This is a genomic window from Tenacibaculum soleae, from assembly GCF_030549005.1.
GTDB classification, from domain to species: domain Bacteria; phylum Bacteroidota; class Bacteroidia; order Flavobacteriales; family Flavobacteriaceae; genus Polaribacter; species Polaribacter soleae.
The window spans coordinates 124,134-142,526 of the sequence record NZ_JAUOSW010000005.1 but is presented as its reverse complement, the minus strand read 5'-3'; the positions used below and the strand labels follow the sequence as shown (position 1 = coordinate 142,526).

The window sequence follows — 18,393 nt, the reverse complement described above, 5'->3', positions numbered from 1 at the left end:
TTTTTCAGTATTTTTGATATAACAGATTCATCTTATAATGAAAAAACAACTATTTAAAATACTCGCTAAACTAAACAAAGCACTACTACCTTCTTTCACAAAAAAGGAGTTAGATATATCTAAAGCTTCAAAACTTCAATTAGCAATTATTGGATGGCGCGCTTTTGTTACTACAAATTCATTGGATTAAAACCTTATAATTATGAAAGAACACATAAAAATATATACAGGAACTACCATCTTAACAAACAGACTTGCTTTTTTACTTGACCAAGCTAAAATAGCCACTTTAATAAAAGATAGTAAAGAATCTGGAAGATTAGCAGGATTCGGTACAACAGAAGCTTCTTGCGAATTATTCATCTATAAGTCTGATTTTGAAGACGCTCAAAAAATTGTCACTAACTTTAAACAAGAGGTTGGTGAATAATTAAAAAATAAAATTAAAAAAAGTGTTTATTTATTTTATTTAATTAAAAAACATTCCTATATTTGCACCCGCAAAACGGCCTCGTGGCGCAACTGAATAGCGCACTTGATTACGGCTCAAGAGGTTACAGGTTTGAATCCTGTCGAGGTCACAAAAACCACATATTTATTTATGTGGTTTTTCTTTTTTTAAAATACATCATATAAAAAAACCTCGAAGTAATAACTACTTCGAGGTTTTTTTATCAAACGATAAAATCTATAAAACCTTAATTACTCGTTTTAACATTAACTCCCCCTTCAACAATATAAAAATATGAACGCCTGTTTTCTTGATGTTCCTCTTCAGTACATTTATCCTGATTTGTATCATTACACTTGTTTAACAACTGACTTTCCCCATACCCTAAAGCACTTTTTATACGAGTTGAAGAGATACCTCTAGATATTATATAATTCCTTGTAGAAACAGCTCTACTTGTAGACAATCTTCTGTTATAACCTTTTGTTCCTCTACTATCTGTATGCGATTCAATTTTAATGATCATACTTGGATTATTCTTCATCACAGATACAATATGCTCTAATTCATATTCTGAATCTTCTCTAATATTTGACAGACCAAAATCAAAATAAATAGGTTTAATAACTATCTGATCTTCAAAAACCAAAGGCTCTAGCTGTAAATCAACATTAACTATTGCTTTATCAACATCTAAAGTTTGTGTTTCTTTAAGCACTCTTCTGTAATCATCTTTAGATGCTGTTACCGTAAACTTTCTTTCACAATCTATTGTTTTAAACAAGTAACTTCCATTTTCTTTCGTTATTTGTTCAGACACAAGATTACCTTCATCATCTACCAAAACCACCTTTACGTTTGACATTGGCTGACCTGTAATAGAATTTTTTATAACTCCTTCAATATTTTGCTTACAATCATAAATCAAAAAACTATAAATATCATCATCCCCTTTCCCTTTTTTTCTATTAGATGAGAAAAAGCCCTTACTTTTTTCTTTATTAACTACAAAAGAAAAATCGTCTTTTGGACCATTTATTGGAGTACCTAAATTTACAGGATTTGTGAATTCATTATCTTTAATTTTTGATTCAAAAACATCTAATGCCCCTAAACCAATATGGCCATCTGAAGCAAAGTAAAATGTATTATCTGCCCCAACAAAAGGGAACATCTCTCTACTTTCTGTATTTATTTTCCAGCCTAAATTTACTGGAGAACCATAATTATTACTTTCTAGTATTGCTACTTTATAAATATCTGTTTCACCAAAACCCCCAGGCATGTCAGACACGAAATAAAGCGTTTTTTCATCAAGACTCAGTGCTGGATGACCACAAGAATAATCATCTGTATTAAATGGCAATTCTTTTACATCTATCCATTTATCATTATCTCTTGTTGCTTTGTATATCTTTAAATGAACGGCACTATCCTCACCTTTCTTTACTTTTTTTCCATCAAAATTATCTCTGGTAAAATATATTGTATTACCATCATTTGTAATTACAATATTAGACTCATGATAAGGTGTATTTAACTCTATTAATTTTTCCGTAACTGAAAGATCAACCACTCCATCACTATTTAACTCTTTTAAACCTGAACGATAAATATTCAAAAACGGCTGCTTATTCCATGCGTATATTTTATTATCCCTTTTTATTTTTGTTGGCCTTGTCGATGCAAAATATAATTCATCTTTATACAAAAAGCCTCCAAAATCTGAATACTTTGTATTTGTTGAAACATTATAAATATTTATATAGGTTTCTTTTTTATTTGTATACTTAGCAAAATAATCTTCATTTTTTTCTAAAGCAACAGCTCTACTATCTGTTTCTTTTAAAGTTTTTAATTTCTGAAGCCACCTATCAGATTCAGCTACTTTCCCATTACTTTTAAGTACTTGTGCATATCTAAAAAAATGTTGAGGAGTTTCTTCTTTTTCAAAAATTCGTAATAATTTCTCATACCAACTTTCTGCTTTTTTAAACTCAGCGTTATAATAGTATGAATCTGCCAATTTACTCAACACTATTTGTGAAGAATCTCCTTTATTATATATAGACTCAAACAATTCTGCCGACTTTTTATAAGAAAACTCTTCAAAAAATTTATTTGCAGCTGATATACGCTGACCGTAAGCAACAACATTTGATAATATTAATAAAAATAGTATTATTTTTTTCATAAGTTTTTTTTTTAGAATCTAACTTTTTTATTTAAAAATACACAACATTAATTAACCACTTTTTATTTTCTAAAAAGACTTTAACATGAATGCAAAAATATAATTTATAAATTTTATACCCTTCTTAATTAACTTAAAAGTCTAAATCTCTTTTGAGTTTTAATAAAAATACAAAACAAAACACGGAAATACAAGAACTTAAAAAAAAAAGCTTTAAATTTATAATAAAAAGGCCTTAAACATATGCTCAAGGCCCTTTAACCAAACTTAGTATAAAAACTAACTACTACTATTTTTTGCCATTTTTATTATAAACTTCTCTTTTCAAAATATTATCCTATACCTAGGAATACAAAAGGGGGCATTCTACTTAGAAAAAGTTATTATAAGGTAACAACTGAGGGGAACTTATATGACATTTTAAATATTACTACCTTATTCACATTTATTTAGACACTCTCTTTTTTAAATAGTCACATTAAAAAACAAAAAAAACTCAAAAAAAGTTTTTTGAGTTTTTAATATAAATATTTTCTTAGCACTATTCTATGATCTGGTATTGATTTATCATAATCTTTTATTAACATTTCCAATATCTCTGGAGCTTTTACTCCTATTTCTATTTCCGCCTTATATTTTGAAACATATAAGTTATAAGTGTCCTTATTTTTTTCAAAAATTAAAAAATGTTGCTCGTTTAATACTGAAAAACATATTTCATTTTCTGAAAAAGTTGCTGATTTATCTTTTATAAAATCAGAAAACTCGTAATATCTAAAAATATTTTCCATATTAAACAACCTCTGCAGATAAACCTAACTGTAACAATTTTGAGCATCTTGCTTCTAGATCTTTATACTCACCTGTTTTAACTGTACACTTACCTTTATAATGTACTAAAACAGAACATTGTTCAGCTTGCTCTAATGTATGATCACAAACACTAACCAAACTATCAATTACAAAATCGAATGTATTTACATCATCATTGTGTAAAATAATTTCGTGCTTTTTTGTTTCTTGAATCAAAACATCTAGCTCTTCTTGTATTTTCTCTATTGTACTCATTTATGCTATTTTTGATACTGCAAAGCTACCCAATTATTTCTTTTTATTGTCTTATTTAATGTTAAACCATATTTTGAGACTTCTAAGTCTATCACAGGAATGTCTTCTTTATAAAATCCACTTAACAACAAAACACCTTCTTCATTTAAACACTTAGTGAATTTTTTCATGTCATTCAATAAAATATTACGATTAATATTAGCGATAATAACATCGTATTTTTTATTATCTAACAAAGCAGCATCTCCTTCATAAACCGAAATACTTTTACAGTTATTTCGCTCAACATTTTCTATTGAATTTTCATAACACCAAGCATCAATATCTATCGCATCTATTGGCTGCGCTCCTTTCATTTCTGCAAAAATTGCTAAAATTCCAGTACCACACCCCATATCTAACACTTTTTTATCGGCTAAATCTAAATTAAGTAAATGCTGCACCATCATATGGGTTGTTTCGTGATGCCCTGTTCCAAAACTCATTTTTGGTTCTATTACGATATCGTATTTTAAATTAGGGTTTGTATGAAATGGTGCTCGTATACTTACTAAATCATCTACCTGAATTGGATTAAAATTCTTTTCCCATTCAGCATTCCAATTTGTTTGTGCTATTTCATTGTATTTAAAATCAATTGAAAAGGCTTCTGATTTTAAAATAAAAACATCTTCTAATATATTTTCTTTCCAATCATTTTTTTGGATATACGCTGTTACTCCATACTCACTTTCAACGAAACTTTCAAAACCAATTTCTCCTAATTCTGCTATTAAAATTTCGGTTGCTGGTTCTTTCGGTGATACCTCAAAAACATACTCAATATATATATTATCCATTAAATAGATTTAATAATCGCTACAAAATCATCTGCTTTTAAGGCAGCTCCTCCTATTAACCCTCCATCAACATCTGCTTTAGAAAAAATTTCTTTTGCATTTGCTGGCTTCACACTTCCTCCATATAATATAGAGATACTTTTTGCTACTTCATCACCATATTCTTTTGCTATAACTTCTCTAATAAAAGCATGCATTTCTTGCGCTTGTTCTGGAGATGCTGTTTCTCCTGTGCCAATTGCCCAAACAGGCTCATACGCTAGTGTTATATTAAAAAAATCTTTTCCTTCTAAATGAAACAATCCTTCTTTTAGCTGACTTTCAACTATTTTAAAATGATTTTCAGATTTACGATCTTCTAAAACTTCTCCAAAACAAAAAATTATTTCTAACTTATTATCTAAAGCTGCTGAAACTTTTTCGGCTAACACCTTATTAGTTTCTCCAAAATACTCTCTACGTTCAGAATGCCCTAAAATAACTAAATCTAACCCTAAAGATGTCAACATTTCGGCTGAAACTTCACCTGTAAAAGCACCACTTTTTGATTGATGCATGTTTTGAGCAGCTACTTCTATTTTAGATTTCTTAGCTCTTTTTATTGCTGTGTTTAAATTTACAAAACTTGGTGCTACAATTACTCTAGTATCTTTATCTACCTTTTTCTTTACTCCTTTTTTAATTTGCTTGATTAACTTTTTAGTTTCATCAATATTTTTATTCATTTTCCAGTTACCTGCAACTATCTTTTTTCTCAAAACTGTAATCTAATTTATGTTTATTTATATTTTATTTTAATGCCGCTTCTATTCTTGGGTCATCAGATTCTGCTACATTTGCCAAAGCGGTAATCCCTAACTCATTTACCACCATATAACTTGGTATATCTTTTATATCAAAACCTTTTGCATACCCTCCTTTTAGCGCTGCTGGCATAAAATAATGCTCTCCTTCTATATTAAAAAAACGTTCAATCCCTTTTTTCCACTGTGGTATTGTTTTATCTATCGATAAAAAAACAAAAACAACATCTGGATACTTTGCTTTTAATTTTTTAATTTTTGGTATTCCCGAAATACATTCAACACACCAAGATGCACAAAGTTCAAACATTATTTTTTTCCCTTTATGTTTAGCTAAAACCTCCTTAAATGTTATTGACTCTTCATTTAGGGTTAAAAGTTTTTCATTTAAAACCTCTTCAGGAAAAGCTGATGGTTTTTCTCCATTACAAGATACAAGTAATATAAAAGCGAAGATGTAAATTATTTTTTTCATGTATAGGTTTTTAATTTGATTAATAGTTAAAAGTACATTATTTTTTTAATACTTTAATTAAACTTTTGCGAAACCTTGGTTTCGTTAAAATTATTAAAGTTTAATCTTAGTTTAACTTTGATACACTTGATGACTTAAATAGTTTAATTTCTCCTTTTTTATTTAAAATCATAAATCTCGGAATTGTTTTTAACTTTAAAAACGTTCCTAATTTACCTTTTCCTTTTTTAGGAATGTAATAATGTTCCCCTTTTACAGGAATATCTTTTAATGCTCTTTTCCAATCAAAATAAGAGTGATCAACTGATAAAAAAACATAATTAAATGAAGGATTCTTTTTTTGAAAAAGAAGAACATCATCAAAACTATCTTGACTTACCGGACAATAAGTTGCAAAAATTTGTATAAACTGTTGGACTCCTTTATTGTTTGCTAAAATTGTTCTTAATGAAATTGAGTCTCTATCAATCGTTACAAGTTTTTCATCTAAAGCATCTTTTGTAAAAGATTTTGGCTGAAAAACAGCACAACTTTGCAATGTTAAAAACAATACTAAAAGTAAAAATAATCGCATAATTAACTTAATTTAATTCGTGGATCTAACCAACTATATATAACATCAACCAATATATTTATCAATATAAATAATGTTGCCACCACTAATACACTTCCCATTATCACAGGTAAATCTAACGTATTTAAAGAGTTTACTATTTCTTTCCCTAATCCGTTCCAATTAAAAATGTACTCTACAAAAACAGCACCCGCTAACATCGATGCAAACCAACCCGAAATTGCAGTTATCACAGGGTTTAATGAATTTTTTAACGCATGTTTACGAATTACCTGATACATAGTTAACCCTTTTGCTTTGGCTGTTCTTATATAATCTTGACTCATAGTTTCTAACAACGAGTTTCGCATCAATTGTATAACCACAGCTAAAGGACGTATACCTAACACAGTTGCTGGCAATAACAAGTTTTGCCACTGAATATAACTTCCTTCCCCAAAATCATCAACCTCATATAAACTCCCTGTCATTCTTAACCCAGTAAACTCATGCAACACAAACCCGAAAAACCAAGCAAATAAAATTGCCGAGAAAAAAGACGGCACACTCATTCCTAAGGTACTTATTACTGCTACAATTCTATCAAAAAAAGAATCTTTAAATAAGGCCGATAAAATTCCTAAAACAACACCCAATAATAATGCTATTACAATTGCTAAAACTGCTAAAATTGCTGTATTAGGTAAGGTTTCTGCAATTACTTCAGATACATTTTTTCCGTTTTTTTGAAATGATTGTCGTAAATACGGATATTTAAAAACTATAATTACACTTCCTATTGATAATAATTTTTGAGCGGTGTATTTATTTTCAGATAAAAAAGTATAATCTTCAACATTTTTACTATGTAATGACAACGGTGAAACATCATTTAAATAATATAAATATTGTGTAAATATTGGCTTATCAAAACCATATTTTTTTCTAATATTTTCAAGCTGTTCCGTATCTTCTCGTTGATCTAACATCATTCTTGCAGGATCACCTGGTAACACGTTAAACAAAAAGAAAATTACGGTAACTACTCCAAATAAGGTTAAAAATCCGTAGAAAATTTTATTAATTATATATTGAAACATATACAACAAAGATAAAAGAAAGTGTTAAAAATGTGTACTTTTGCATAACTTTTACAACAACACATGACTACACAACAATTAGTTAACGAAATTAGAAGAAAAAAATCGTTTTTATGCATCGGTTTAGATGTCGATTTAACTAAAATACCACAACATTTATTACAAGAAGAAGATCCTATTTTTGCCTTTAATAAAGCAATTATTGATGCTACTCATCACTTATGTGTTGCCTACAAACCAAATACTGCTTTTTACGAAGCTTACGGAATTAAAGGTTGGAAATCTTTAGAAAAAACCATCAAGTACCTTAACGAAAAACATCCTGAAATTTTCACCATTGCTGATGCCAAACGTGGTGATATAGGAAATACCTCAACCATGTATGCAAAAGCTTTTTTTGAAGATTTAGCTTTTGATTCGGTTACCGTTGCGCCTTATATGGGTAAAGATTCTGTAGAGCCTTTTTTGGCTTTTGATGATAAACATACCATTATGTTAGCCTTAACATCAAACCAAGGTGCGTTTGATTTTCAAACTAGATCTATTGATGGAAAAGAAGTGTATAAACAGGTTTTAGAAACTTCTAAAAGTTGGCAAAATTCTGAAAATCTAATGTATGTTGTTGGTGCCACAAAAGCTGAATATTTTAAAGAAATTAGAAAAATTATTCCTAATTCTTTTTTATTAGTTCCTGGTGTTGGTGCCCAAGGCGGAAACTTACAAGATGTTTGCAAATACGGAATGAGCGAAAATATAGGACTGTTAATTAACTCATCTCGTGGAATTATTTATGCTTCAAACGATACTGATTTTGCAGAAGCTGCTGTCGCAAAAGCAACAGAATTACAATTGCAAATGAGTGCTATTTTAAACTAAACACATGGAGTTCAAAGACCAAATGAATAGAGTTTTTGAAATTCCAGAAACTCCAAAAAGAATAATTTCTTTAGTTCCTAGTCAAACTGAATTATTAGTTGATTTGGGATTAGAAGACAGTATTGTTGGTGTTACTAAATTCTGTATTCACCCTAGTGATTTAAGAAAGAAAAAGACTATTGTTGGCGGCACAAAAAACATCAAAATTGATAAAATTAAAGCCCTAAAGCCTGATATTATTCTTTGTAATAAAGAAGAAAACACCAAAGAAATTGTTGAAGCATGCAAACAAATTGCTACAACCCATGTTTCTGATATTTTTACACTTGATGATTCTAAAGAACTCATCATTCAGTATGGGGAAATTCTTTCTTGTAAAACAGCAGCTGAAAATATTGTTAAAAAGCTAGATATTGAAATCAGTAATTTTCAACAATTTATTAAAAACACTAAAGAAAAAAAGGTAGCTTATTTTATTTGGAGAAATCCGTGGATGGTTGCAGGTAATAATACATTTATCAATCATCTATTAGAACTAAACAATTTTAAAAATATATACAGCAACAAACAACGTTATCCTGAAATTAACTTAGACAAAATAAATAAAAACAATACGCTGGATTTTATCTTACTTTCTTCTGAGCCTTATCCTTTTAAAGAAAAACATATTAGCGAAATATCTAACTACTACAAAAACTCACAAACTATTTTAGTTGATGGCGAAATGTTTTCGTGGTATGGAAGCAGGTTATTAAAAGCCTTTGATTATTTTATACAATTACATCGTAGTATTTGAAAAATCTTTATCTAAGTACCTTACTTTATTTAATTTTTCTAGTACACGCATTGCTTTAAAAGCCGAACGATCGCTTTTGCACTCATCTTCATACTTGTAATCATTAGCTCTTTCAACCAATTTACGATACCTCTCTTCAAGATGTTCTCTATAACGCTGTAATTGATTAATTCTTGACATTATTACTTTAGTTTAACGGAACCTAAATATACATAATTATCTGAATTACAACAAAATAAAAACAATACAATTATAAAAAACAGGTTTTCACCTATTCATCGAACAATTTTAAAACAAAAACCTGAACAATCTTTTTAAAATTGTTCAGGTTTCGTTAATTATTTACTATTAAAATTATCTTACTTTATATCTTGTAATAAAACCTCAACAGCTTTCAGTAATTGCGCATCCTCTCCTCTTTCTTTCCAACCTGGAGCATTTTTCACTAAATAATCTGGAACAGCTGGTGCTTCATTTTCCATATTCTTTCCTGATTTTTTAACAAACCAAGCTCTAAACGGCATACGGATAGACCCATTTTGTAATCTTGCTGAACCAGTAGAAACTACGGCTCCAAATGTAGGTTGCCCTACTAATTTACCTAAACCCAAGTTTTTAAATGCATGAGAAAAAATCTCAGCATTCGAATAACTATTTTCGTTACACAAAGCAACAACTGGCTTTGTATTTACTGATAAAATTGCACGTTCGTTAAACGGATAATTTTTAGTAAATTTTTTATTATTCTTTAAACTTTTAGCGACTCCTCTTGGTACTGTATAGGCATGCTGATCTACATTTAAAACAGCCATTAATCGATCGGTAGTCCATCCACCGCCATTATAACGCACATCAATTACAATTCCTTTTTTTCCGTATCCACTAGCTTTTAATTCACGCTCAAAACGCTCAAAACTTGGCATATTCATTCCTTGTATATGAATATATCCTAATTGCCCGTTTGAGTATTCATCAACTAATTTTTTACGAGAAGTTATCCAAGCTTCATACTGTTGACTCCTAATAGATCGTTGTGGTCTTAACACCACATCTTTACCGTTTTTTAAACTTAATAACACTTCGTTACCTTGTGTATTTTTTAATAGTTGATAAAAGTTAGTATTTTTAGCTATTTTATATCCATTTACAGCTGTAATAACATCTCCTACTTTTAAAGTACTTTTCGATTTATCTGCAACCGTATTTTGTAAAATATAATTCACTTTTACGCCACCTTTCGTGTTTACAACATCTAAACCTAGTAAACCAACTTTATCATTAATATTTCTTGGCGCAGCACCTCTATATCCCATATGACTCGCGTTTAACTGTCCTAATAATAAATTATACATATAAGTATAATCTTGATGAGTTGTAGCTGATAAAACCCATGGCCTATACTTTTTCACCAAACTATTCCAATCATAACCGTGAAATTCTGGATCGTAAAAACCTGCAGTTAAAACACGTATCCCTTCTTCAAAAACTTGCTCGTATTCTTTTTTAGTATTTTTTGTATACGTAGCCGAATGTGGTAATTTTGTTACTTTATCTGATTTTGTATCTAGTTGATTTAAACGACCTTTTGAAGTAAAATAAACTTTTCCTTTATTTTCTGATATCCCTCTTGCTCCGCTTACACTTTTTATAGCTTTTGGCTTACTTCCGTCCCATTTCACTTTGTAAGTACTTCTTTTTTTGTTAGCTGGATTTGTTGCTGAAAAGTAAATAAATTTACTATCAGCACTAAACATTGGGCTATACTCATTATCTTGTAAAGAAGTTACTTGTACCAAACGATCATAAATTTTATCCTGATCTATCTTAACAAGAACTGTTTTTTTCTTCTTATTCTTTTTATCAGATTTACTAGTCTTTTTTTCTTTTTTCTCAGGATAGTAAGTTCCTTCTTCGTGATCAATTTTCGATTTTTCCCAATCGGTTTTATCTAACCAAACCATCCAAACATCATAGTTCATTCCGCTTCTGTTCGATAAAAATGCTAATTTTTTACCATCTGCACTCCAAACCGGATTCGCATCACTACGTGGATGCATAGAAACATTCATTTTTGTAGATTTATCAGCAATCGATTGGATAAATATTTCACTATCAAAATTTAAATCTTCTTGAGAATATGCTATATATTTACTATCTGGACTCCAAGAAACACCTTCTGCTGCCGCCCAAGAATTAGAATATTCTTTAGCATTTACAATTTTTCCACCTTTAATATCAGCAATCATTAAAATTCCTCGACCAACTTGATAAGCTATTTTTTTTCCGTCAGGTGAAACTAACGACCCCATTACATCTTCTTTATGGCTTGTTAATTTCGTCACCCTTGTTTTTAAACTACGATGTAAACCAACTAATGTATCTGTAGAAACTACACTATACAACTGATAAACTCCGTTCCTATCTGAAGAAAAAACAACTGTTTTATCATTTATCCATTGCGGATTACGATCTCTAAACAAATGCTTACTTACATTATTAGAGCGCTTCTTTTCTTTATTGTTTTCTTTTACAAAAATTTCACCGTTAATTTCAAGTGCGATACTTTTTCCGTTAGGAGAAACCGCGTAACTGCTAATTCCGTTTGAAACTGTTTTTGTTATTTCTTCTTCAAATCGATTATCCGAAGAAAGATTTAAGCTTATTTTTTGTTTCGAACCATTTTCAACTTTAAACAAATTTACACCGCTTAAATAAATAAACGTTCCGTTATTACTTACTGAAAACTCTCTAACTCCATCTTTTTTCTCTGATGTTAACTGTGTTGCGTTTCCATTAGCTGTTCCGTTTGATGAGATTGCTTGTTTATATACGTTATAACGTCCACTTTTTGCGCCGATATAATATAAATTACCAGCAGCATCCCATTTAGGCGAATGATCGTTTTTATTACTTGTAGTAATTTGATTATACTTTTTTGTATCTGTGTTGTAAATCCAAATATCTCTTTGTGCAGAACCTGAATAATCTTCACGAGCAATACGACAAGCTCCTTTAGTAAACGCAATTAATTTACCGTTAGGAGAAACCGAAGCTAACTCACCATAAGCTGTTAATAATCGTTGTGGCGTACCTCCTTTTTCATTTACCGTATACATTTGCTTATCCCATTCTGGGCCACGATAAACTCTTCCTGTGGTAAATACAACAGTACCTTTTGATGTCCAATCGGTAGGAATATTTGCTGTTGGATAATACGTTAGTTGTTTTGGCACTCCTCCATTAAGAGTCGTTGTAAACACATTATCATTTCCTTTTCTGTTTGATGAAAATGCGATTTCGGTATCGTTAATATTCCACACCGGATTGCTTTCGTACCCTTTATGAATTGTTAATCTTTTTGCCTGTTTATTCCTAAAATTATATGACCAAATATCGCCATGATAACTGAAAGCCATTTGTGAACCATCATTACTTATAGCTGGTTTTCGAATTAAAGAATTTTGCGAAATTGCAATACCAAAACTAAATAGCATTGCGAATAGGAATAGAATTTTTTTAGACATCTGTTTGATTTTATACAAACGAAATTAAAGCATTCACATTTTTTTTTATAAAAATTATGAATACTTTAACTTTTAAAACATTAAAATTTATTGTTCAAACTCAAGTTTACTTAAATTATTATTAAATTTAATATCTGACCAATCAACTAATATCCATGGTTTTTTTGTTACCTCTGCATTCCAATTAGAACTTTTATACCTACGTTTTGTTGGTATTAATAACCCTTCAATATTTTCATATTTCAATTCCATTAAAAAAGGTTCTGTTTTCCCAAAGTCCATAACGGTAAATAAAAATTGATCAACTAACTTTGTTTGCTGATTTATATAAAGTTGATAAATATCTTTTGCCTCATTGTTTTCAGACTCAAATGTAATCTTAACAACATCGTATTTTATTTTACCGATAAACTCTTCTTTAATAAATTTATACCTCACACCTGGATCTAATAACTTTTGCATCATGGTAAACCAATAATAATTGGTAGGCCTATTAAAAGCAACTCTTTTTAATGCGACAGAATCTTTTACTATTTTTCCATTATTCTTTAACCAAAACTTACTTCCGTCATAACCTTGCTCTATTTGACCTTCTAGATTAGGCAACGTTCTTTCATGTTTTTTATATCTACCGTATGACAATTCCCCCTCGAAAATATACTTCTCAGTAGATACATCTATCTCACCTTTAGGTGTTTTATAAGTATATGTATATGCAACATCTTTTTTATTATAAAGCACATCATAGTCTCCTACTTTTTTTATCATTTGATAAACTAGTTTATGTCCTTTATTTTTAAACTCTACCTGATTTTGATTAGGTGCCTGTTTATTTATTTTATTTTCTTGATTTTTACACGAAACTAAAACAAAGGCTAAAACAATATTAAGTACTAAGCTAATTTTCACTTTTTATATTTTTATTTTAATCAAAATTAACAAAAACATTAAATCATTACTTTATTTATCTACATACTTTACAATCACCCTTGTCCTGAACCTCTCCAACAAGCTTACCCTCTTCATTTAATACAAAGCCGCAACAATCCATAAATCCTTTTGCTATCAATCTACGAGCGCGTTGAATTTGTGATTTTGTTGTTGATAAACTTTGTTTTAAAATATCGGCAACCTCTTGTTGCTTCAAGCCTTTAATATCAGATAAAAACAAAGGATCTCGATATATTTTAGGTAAGTTTTGTAAGATGCCTTGTAAGCAATCTTTTTCAGTATGTTCTTGTTCTTCTATTTTTGTTTCAGTTTCGAAACCAGCCAATTCAAAAGTTTTATTTGTAGTTTTAAAATAATCCATCATAGTATTTCTGGCAATGGTAAAAATCCACGATTTCAACTTCGTAACATCTTTTAACGTATGCAATTTGGTATGTATTTTTATAAAAGTGTCTTGCAAAATATCATCTGCTATCGCAACATCTTTTACCTTACTTAAAATAAAGTATTTAACATCATCTGCATATTGTGTCCAAACTTGATTTGTTGTCATTTTATATTGAAATAAAAACAGAAATTATTCCTTATAAATTTAAGAATAATTTCTGTTATAGTTAACAAACTTGTTGTTTAACAGTTGCAATTGTTACATGAACAGCTTTCGCAAGTACAATTTGAACAATTTCCCGTTTTACAACCATCACAATTGCACGTACATTGATTTTTATATTTCATGATATTTATATTTTAAATTCATATAGTAGACTTTTTAACATAAAAAAAGATGCATTTTTATGTATAAAAAAACACGTTAAACAATAATTATTTAACGTGTTTAAAAAAGTTACTACTTTTTAATTTACCTCTAACAAGTTAATATCAAAAATTAAAACCGATCCACCAGGTATTCCAGACCTTCCATTACTTCCGTATCCTAATTTTGATGGAACCAATAAAACACCCTTACCTCCTTCTTTAAAATATGTAATTCCTTCTGTCCACCCTTTAATAACTTCTTGTAAGTTAAATTCAACTCCTGCTGTATTTTGATCAAAAATATCTCCATTTAAAAAATAACCTTTATAAGCTACTTTCACATTTGATGTTACTGTTGGTCTTGTTCCATTACCTTCGCTACTTATAATATAATACAACCCTGAATTGCTTTTAGTTGCTGATAAATTATTATCAGCAATATATTTAACAATATCTGCTTCATTTTTGGCGTCATAATTAATATCATCGTCACTACTACATGACATAAATAATGCTACTAATACTATATAAAAATACATTTTCATAAAAGGGGTTCGTTTTATAATTTGATTAATTTACTTTTTCGCCACTTACATACGTTGCTAAAACTTTTGTATTCGGAATTTTGTTACCTGCAACAGTTACAATATCATTTTCTAAGGTGATAAAATCGGCAAGTTTACCAACTTCGATGCTTCCTTTTTCAGCTTCTTCAAAATTAGCAAAAGCATTCCAAATAGTCATCCCTTTTAAAGCATTTTCTCTTGATAAAGCATTATTCATTTGATATCCTTTTTCAGGATACCCTTTTAAATCTTTTCTTATAGTTGCTGCATAATAGGTATATAACGGACTTACGTTTTCAATAGGGAAATCAGTTCCTAAAGCAACTTTACCGTATTGTTTCAATAAATCATTATAAGCATAAGCACCTTTAATTCTTGCTGCTCCTACACGATCTTCAGCCCAATACATATCACTGGTAGCATGTGTTGGTTGAATTGATGGCAAAATGTTTTTAAAATGATGAAAATCTTTTAAAGCTACAATTTGAGCATGTTCAATTCTCCAACGGCGATTTTCTTTATTTTTCAACACTTTATTGTACGTATTAAGCATTACATAATTTGCTGAATCTCCTATGGCGTGCGTATTCATTTGATACTCTGAAGTAGCAATTCTTTTTGCTAAACGCTGAAGATCATCATACGAGTTTACCAAAGCACCAAAATGTCCTTTTTTATCAGCATATGCATCCTTTAAAGCAGCTCCTCGCGAACCTAAAGCTCCATCTGCATACACTTTAACCGAACGAACATGTAACCTATCTGTTTTAATAATACCTTTATTCAGGTAGTAATCTAAGTTTTCTTTATTGTTAGAAATCATTGCGTAAATACGCATTTTTAAATCGCCTGTTTGCTGCAAACTATCTATCAATTCAATAACTTGTTTATCTAGTCCTGCATCATCAACAGTTGTTAAACCTAAATCAAAACAAATTTTCTCAGCATCTTTTAGAGCTTGGATTTGTTCTTGTTTATTCGGTTTTGGAACTTTAATAAAATTCATTGCATTATCTATTAAAACACCTGTAAGTTGTCCTTCTTTTTTGACAAATTCACCTCCATCAATTTTAGTATTAATAGTGATTCCTGCTAAATTAATAGCTGTTTGATTTACCAACATTGCATGTCCGTCAATTCTACGAATTGCCACGGGAGTTTCAGGAAATAAAGCGTCTAATTTTTCTTTGGTTGGAAATTCTTTTACTTCCCAATCATTTTGATCCCAACCACGACCTGTAATAAAATTCGTACTTTTTTCTTTCTGAAATGCAACTAACTTCTGTAATACTTCATCGTAACTTTTTGTTCCTACTAAGTTCACTTTTTGCTGCTGTAAACCTAATCCGTAAAAATGACAATGTCCATCTATAAAACCAGGATATACCGCTTTATTTTTGGCATCAATTGTTTTTAATGCAGCATATTTTTCTTGAATTTCTTTGTTTGTTCCAACAGCTATAAACTTACCCTCTTTTACAGCAAAACTTTCTGCTTTATCAAAATTTGAATTTACTGTATACACATTTGCATTTGCAACTATTAAATCTACTTTTTCTTGTTGTTTACAAGAAACAACAGCTATTGAAATTATAAAAAGTAATAATAATTTTTTCATGAGTTTGAATATATTAAATATGCGATATATAAAAGTAAGAATTGTATAGGCAAGCGTATAATTGCGATTTTCTTAGAACCAATTGCGGGTTTTTCTCTGAACAAATCCCATATGTGTAATGGTAAGAAAATAATCATCAATATAAAAAAACCGATGGCTGCATTTTTTACTGTTGCATTAAATAAAAGACCTATTCCGATTGTAAACTCTACAAAACCAGCTATATAATTTACTGTTAACTTAGGTAATGGTTTTGGTATAAATCCGTTAAAAAAACGAGGCTTTACAAAATGCATGATTCCTACGTATGCTAAAAATACTCCAAAAATTATTCGGAGTATTAAAACTAAAACATCCATAAATTATGGTTTAATGGTTTCGTTATTATATAAATATTTATCCATCAAATACACAATACTTGCCATTGATGCGCTTCCTAATTCTAGTTCGCGTTTATTAACTTTATCGAAAGTATCAGTAGCTGCATGATGATAATCAAAGTAACGTTGCGAATCTGGGCGATACCCTACCAAAGTAACATGGTCATCTTTTAACGGACCGATATCTGCACCGCTTCCGCCTGCGGTAATATCGTGCAATCCATAAGGGGCTAATAATTTTTTCCAGCTTTGTAATAACTTTCTGTTTTTATCATTTGCATCAATAGAAAACCCTCTAGGTGTATGTCCTCCTGCATCTGATTCTAAAGCTCCGATATGATGCTCGTTATTTAATTTTGCCAAACGTGCATATTCCGTTGCGCCACGCAAACCGTTTTCTTCATTCATAAAAAACACGATTCGGATGGTGTTTTTAGGTTTGACATTATTCTTTTTTAATAAATAAGCAACCTCTAATGATTGCACAATTCCTGTTCCGTCATCATGAGCACCATCACCCAAATCCCATGAATCTAAATGCCCCCCGATTACCATAATATTATCTGGGTTTTCACTTCCCTTAATCTCTCCAACTACATTGTGTGAAGGAGCATCTGGTAAAATTTCACAACTTTGTTTTAAATAAAATTTAAGTGTAGGATTCTCTTTTAAATGCTTACTTAAATTTTCGGCAGCTCTTGAACTAATTGCTGCTGAAGGAATATATTCTGATTTAGGAATATCTCCATATCCCATTGACCCTGTATGCGGATAATCATCAATTCCGTTAGTCATTGAACGTACTATTACCGCTTTTGCACCAAATTTACCTACAGCTGCTGCACCACCAAATCGCTGCCCTACACATCCGCCGTAGGCTTTAAATGTTTGAATTAATGTATTATCAAAAGCACCATTAAAAAAAACTATTTTCCCTTGTGCTTTAGTACCTAAACTTTCAGCTTCTTTTAAACTTTTTACTTCAATAACTTCGGCTGTAATTCCGTTAATTGGTGTTGCAATAGATCCTCCGATAGCACAAACAGGCACATTAATTTCTTTGCCGTTAAAGTTATAATTAGCCACCTCTTTTTCTCCACGAACCCAATGCGGAACCATAACTGGTTGCAACCAAACAGAATCTAATCCTACTTCTTTCATTAATTTCTCACTCCAAACAACCGACTTTGCTGCTCCCTCTGAACCTGATAATCGACTACCAACATTAGTGGTTAAATCTCTCAACCATTCGTACGACTTCCCTTTGGTTAAAGCTGTATTAAATAGGTGCTTTATTTGTGTAGAATCTATTTTTTCTTCCGAAGAAAAATCTTTAGATGTTAAGGTTGTTTCTTTTTTTGCTGTTTTACAAGAAACTACAAATAGTCCTGTGATTAATAAGATGGATAGTTTTTTCATTTATAACACTGTTTTAATGTGCCC

Annotated in this window: 20 protein-coding genes and 1 tRNA gene; 5 read left to right on the top strand and 16 right to left on the bottom strand. The window is 30.2% G+C overall.

From position 1 onward, the window contains the following. The first annotated feature begins 37 nt into the window (after positions 1-37). The 3 genes from Q4586_RS08825 (at position 38) to Q4586_RS08815 (ending at position 581) form a co-directional block, all read left to right on the top strand. The gene (locus Q4586_RS08825; RefSeq protein WP_068703301.1) at positions 38-190 is read left to right on the top strand and encodes an SsrA-binding protein; all 153 of its coding nucleotides are present in this window, start codon (positions 38-40) and stop codon (positions 188-190) included. A gap of 12 nt (positions 191-202) precedes the next feature. Beyond that, complete coding sequence (locus Q4586_RS08820) at positions 203-430, top strand: putative signal transducing protein (RefSeq protein ID WP_084443079.1); 228 nt, start codon at positions 203-205, stop codon at positions 428-430. A gap of 77 nt (positions 431-507) precedes the next feature. After that, positions 508-581, top strand: a tRNA-Arg gene (locus tag Q4586_RS08815). A 117-nt stretch (positions 582-698) separates the two neighbouring features. On the opposite strand, the gene Q4586_RS08810 is transcribed toward Q4586_RS08815, so the two are convergent. The 8 genes from Q4586_RS08810 to Q4586_RS08775 all read right to left on the bottom strand — a co-directional run bounded on the left by Q4586_RS08810 (position 699) and on the right by Q4586_RS08775 (position 7,483). Continuing rightward, the gene (locus Q4586_RS08810; protein WP_068703297.1) at positions 699-2,645 is read right to left on the bottom strand and encodes an OmpA family protein; all 1,947 of its coding nucleotides are present in this window, start codon (positions 2,643-2,645) and stop codon (positions 699-701) included. Positions 2,646-3,163: 518 nt separating this feature from the next. Further along, a complete protein-coding gene (locus Q4586_RS08805) occupies positions 3,164-3,436 on the bottom strand; it encodes a hypothetical protein (protein ID WP_068703295.1) in 273 nt (90 codons plus the stop codon). A gap of 1 nt (position 3,437) precedes the next feature. Continuing rightward, the gene (locus tag Q4586_RS08800; RefSeq protein ID WP_068703293.1) at positions 3,438-3,713 is read right to left on the bottom strand and encodes an ATP-dependent Clp protease adaptor ClpS; all 276 of its coding nucleotides are present in this window, start codon (positions 3,711-3,713) and stop codon (positions 3,438-3,440) included. A gap of 5 nt (positions 3,714-3,718) precedes the next feature. After that, entirely contained in the window at positions 3,719-4,552 is an 834-nt protein-coding gene (gene prmA / locus Q4586_RS08795; RefSeq protein WP_068703290.1) for a 50S ribosomal protein L11 methyltransferase, read from the bottom strand. Further along, positions 4,552-5,310 carry a triose-phosphate isomerase gene (tpiA, locus tag Q4586_RS08790; protein ID WP_068703288.1) on the bottom strand — a complete coding sequence of 253 codons (759 nt, stop codon included), beginning with the start codon at positions 5,308-5,310 and terminating at the stop codon, positions 4,552-4,554. The genes prmA and tpiA overlap by 1 nt, the downstream gene beginning before the upstream one ends. 31 nt (positions 5,311-5,341) lie before the next feature. Further along, on the bottom strand, positions 5,342-5,830 hold the full coding sequence (locus tag Q4586_RS08785) for a TlpA family protein disulfide reductase (RefSeq protein WP_068703286.1): 489 nt from the start codon (positions 5,828-5,830) through the stop codon (positions 5,342-5,344). Between the two features lie 106 nt (positions 5,831-5,936). After that, the gene (locus Q4586_RS08780) at positions 5,937-6,404 is read right to left on the bottom strand and encodes a thioredoxin family protein (RefSeq protein WP_303528460.1); all 468 of its coding nucleotides are present in this window, start codon (positions 6,402-6,404) and stop codon (positions 5,937-5,939) included. A gap of 2 nt (positions 6,405-6,406) precedes the next feature. Beyond that, complete coding sequence (locus Q4586_RS08775) at positions 6,407-7,483, bottom strand: ABC transporter permease (protein ID WP_303528457.1); 1,077 nt, start codon at positions 7,481-7,483, stop codon at positions 6,407-6,409. Between the two features lie 63 nt (positions 7,484-7,546). Here Q4586_RS08775 and pyrF point away from each other — a divergent pair, with 63 nt between their 5' ends. Then, on the top strand, positions 7,547-8,359 hold the full coding sequence (gene pyrF / locus Q4586_RS08770) for an orotidine-5'-phosphate decarboxylase (RefSeq protein ID WP_303528454.1): 813 nt from the start codon (positions 7,547-7,549) through the stop codon (positions 8,357-8,359). A gap of 4 nt (positions 8,360-8,363) precedes the next feature. Beyond that, entirely contained in the window at positions 8,364-9,155 is a 792-nt protein-coding gene (locus Q4586_RS08765) for an ABC transporter substrate-binding protein (protein ID WP_303528451.1), read from the top strand. Here the strand turns inward: Q4586_RS08765 and Q4586_RS08760 are convergent. The 8 genes from Q4586_RS08760 to Q4586_RS08725 form a co-directional block, all read right to left on the bottom strand. After that, positions 9,138-9,335 (bottom strand): hypothetical protein, encoded by a 198-nt coding sequence (locus tag Q4586_RS08760; protein ID WP_303528448.1) that lies wholly within the window; start codon positions 9,333-9,335, stop codon positions 9,138-9,140. The two genes, Q4586_RS08765 and Q4586_RS08760, sit on opposite strands and share 18 nt — an antisense overlap. Positions 9,336-9,514: 179 nt before the next feature. Beyond that, complete coding sequence (locus Q4586_RS08755) at positions 9,515-12,679, bottom strand: S41 family peptidase (RefSeq protein ID WP_303528445.1); 3,165 nt, start codon at positions 12,677-12,679, stop codon at positions 9,515-9,517. 87 nt (positions 12,680-12,766) lie between these two features. After that, positions 12,767-13,588 (bottom strand): hypothetical protein, encoded by an 822-nt coding sequence (locus tag Q4586_RS08750; RefSeq protein WP_068703272.1) that lies wholly within the window; start codon positions 13,586-13,588, stop codon positions 12,767-12,769. A gap of 55 nt (positions 13,589-13,643) precedes the next feature. Continuing rightward, complete coding sequence (locus tag Q4586_RS08745; protein ID WP_303528441.1) at positions 13,644-14,183, bottom strand: sigma-70 family RNA polymerase sigma factor; 540 nt, start codon at positions 14,181-14,183, stop codon at positions 13,644-13,646. A 301-nt stretch (positions 14,184-14,484) separates the two neighbouring features. Continuing rightward, positions 14,485-14,931 (bottom strand): FKBP-type peptidyl-prolyl cis-trans isomerase, encoded by a 447-nt coding sequence (locus Q4586_RS08740; protein ID WP_068703268.1) that lies wholly within the window; start codon positions 14,929-14,931, stop codon positions 14,485-14,487. A 25-nt stretch (positions 14,932-14,956) separates the two neighbouring features. Further along, positions 14,957-16,570: an amidohydrolase gene (locus tag Q4586_RS08735; RefSeq protein ID WP_303528437.1), complete on the bottom strand. Its 1,614-nt coding sequence runs from the start codon at positions 16,568-16,570 to the stop codon at positions 14,957-14,959. Beyond that, positions 16,567-16,929 (bottom strand): DoxX-related protein, encoded by a 363-nt coding sequence (locus tag Q4586_RS08730; RefSeq protein WP_068703264.1) that lies wholly within the window; start codon positions 16,927-16,929, stop codon positions 16,567-16,569. Before Q4586_RS08730 ends, Q4586_RS08735 begins: the two co-directional genes overlap by 4 nt. A gap of 3 nt (positions 16,930-16,932) precedes the next feature. Then, positions 16,933-18,369 (bottom strand): M20/M25/M40 family metallo-hydrolase, encoded by a 1,437-nt coding sequence (locus Q4586_RS08725; protein ID WP_068703262.1) that lies wholly within the window; start codon positions 18,367-18,369, stop codon positions 16,933-16,935. Positions 18,370-18,393: the final 24 nt, after the last annotated feature.

Excerpts from the sequence above, each read along its gene's own strand:
- Q4586_RS08725 (WP_068703262.1), bottom strand. The coding sequence starts at position 18,369 with ATGAAAAAACTATCCATCTTATTAATCACAGGACTATTTGTAGTTTCT.
- Q4586_RS08740 (WP_068703268.1), bottom strand. The coding sequence starts at position 14,931 with ATGAAAATGTATTTTTATATAGTATTAGTAGCATTATTTATGTCATGT.
- Q4586_RS08765 (WP_303528451.1), top strand. The coding sequence starts at position 8,364 with ATGGAGTTCAAAGACCAAATGAATAGAGTTTTTGAAATTCCAGAAACT.
- prmA (WP_068703290.1), bottom strand. The coding sequence starts at position 4,552 with ATGGATAATATATATATTGAGTATGTTTTTGAGGTATCACCGAAAGAA.
- Q4586_RS08735 (WP_303528437.1), bottom strand. The coding sequence starts at position 16,570 with ATGAAAAAATTATTATTACTTTTTATAATTTCAATAGCTGTTGTTTCT.
- Q4586_RS08745 (WP_303528441.1), bottom strand. The coding sequence starts at position 14,183 with ATGACAACAAATCAAGTTTGGACACAATATGCAGATGATGTTAAATAC.
- Q4586_RS08755 (WP_303528445.1), bottom strand. The coding sequence starts at position 12,679 with ATGTCTAAAAAAATTCTATTCCTATTCGCAATGCTATTTAGTTTTGGT.
- Q4586_RS08775 (WP_303528457.1), bottom strand. The coding sequence starts at position 7,483 with ATGTTTCAATATATAATTAATAAAATTTTCTACGGATTTTTAACCTTA.
- Q4586_RS08800 (WP_068703293.1), bottom strand. The coding sequence starts at position 3,713 with ATGAGTACAATAGAGAAAATACAAGAAGAGCTAGATGTTTTGATTCAA.
- Q4586_RS08730 (WP_068703264.1), bottom strand. The coding sequence starts at position 16,929 with ATGGATGTTTTAGTTTTAATACTCCGAATAATTTTTGGAGTATTTTTA.
- Q4586_RS08785 (WP_068703286.1), bottom strand. The coding sequence starts at position 5,830 with ATGAAAAAAATAATTTACATCTTCGCTTTTATATTACTTGTATCTTGT.
- Q4586_RS08820 (WP_084443079.1), top strand. The coding sequence starts at position 203 with ATGAAAGAACACATAAAAATATATACAGGAACTACCATCTTAACAAAC.
- Q4586_RS08810 (WP_068703297.1), bottom strand. The coding sequence starts at position 2,645 with ATGAAAAAAATAATACTATTTTTATTAATATTATCAAATGTTGTTGCT.
- Q4586_RS08805 (WP_068703295.1), bottom strand. The coding sequence starts at position 3,436 with ATGGAAAATATTTTTAGATATTACGAGTTTTCTGATTTTATAAAAGAT.
- Q4586_RS08780 (WP_303528460.1), bottom strand. The coding sequence starts at position 6,404 with ATGCGATTATTTTTACTTTTAGTATTGTTTTTAACATTGCAAAGTTGT.
- Q4586_RS08825 (WP_068703301.1), top strand. The coding sequence starts at position 38 with ATGAAAAAACAACTATTTAAAATACTCGCTAAACTAAACAAAGCACTA.
- Q4586_RS08760 (WP_303528448.1), bottom strand. The coding sequence starts at position 9,335 with ATGTCAAGAATTAATCAATTACAGCGTTATAGAGAACATCTTGAAGAG.
- pyrF (WP_303528454.1), top strand. The coding sequence starts at position 7,547 with ATGACTACACAACAATTAGTTAACGAAATTAGAAGAAAAAAATCGTTT.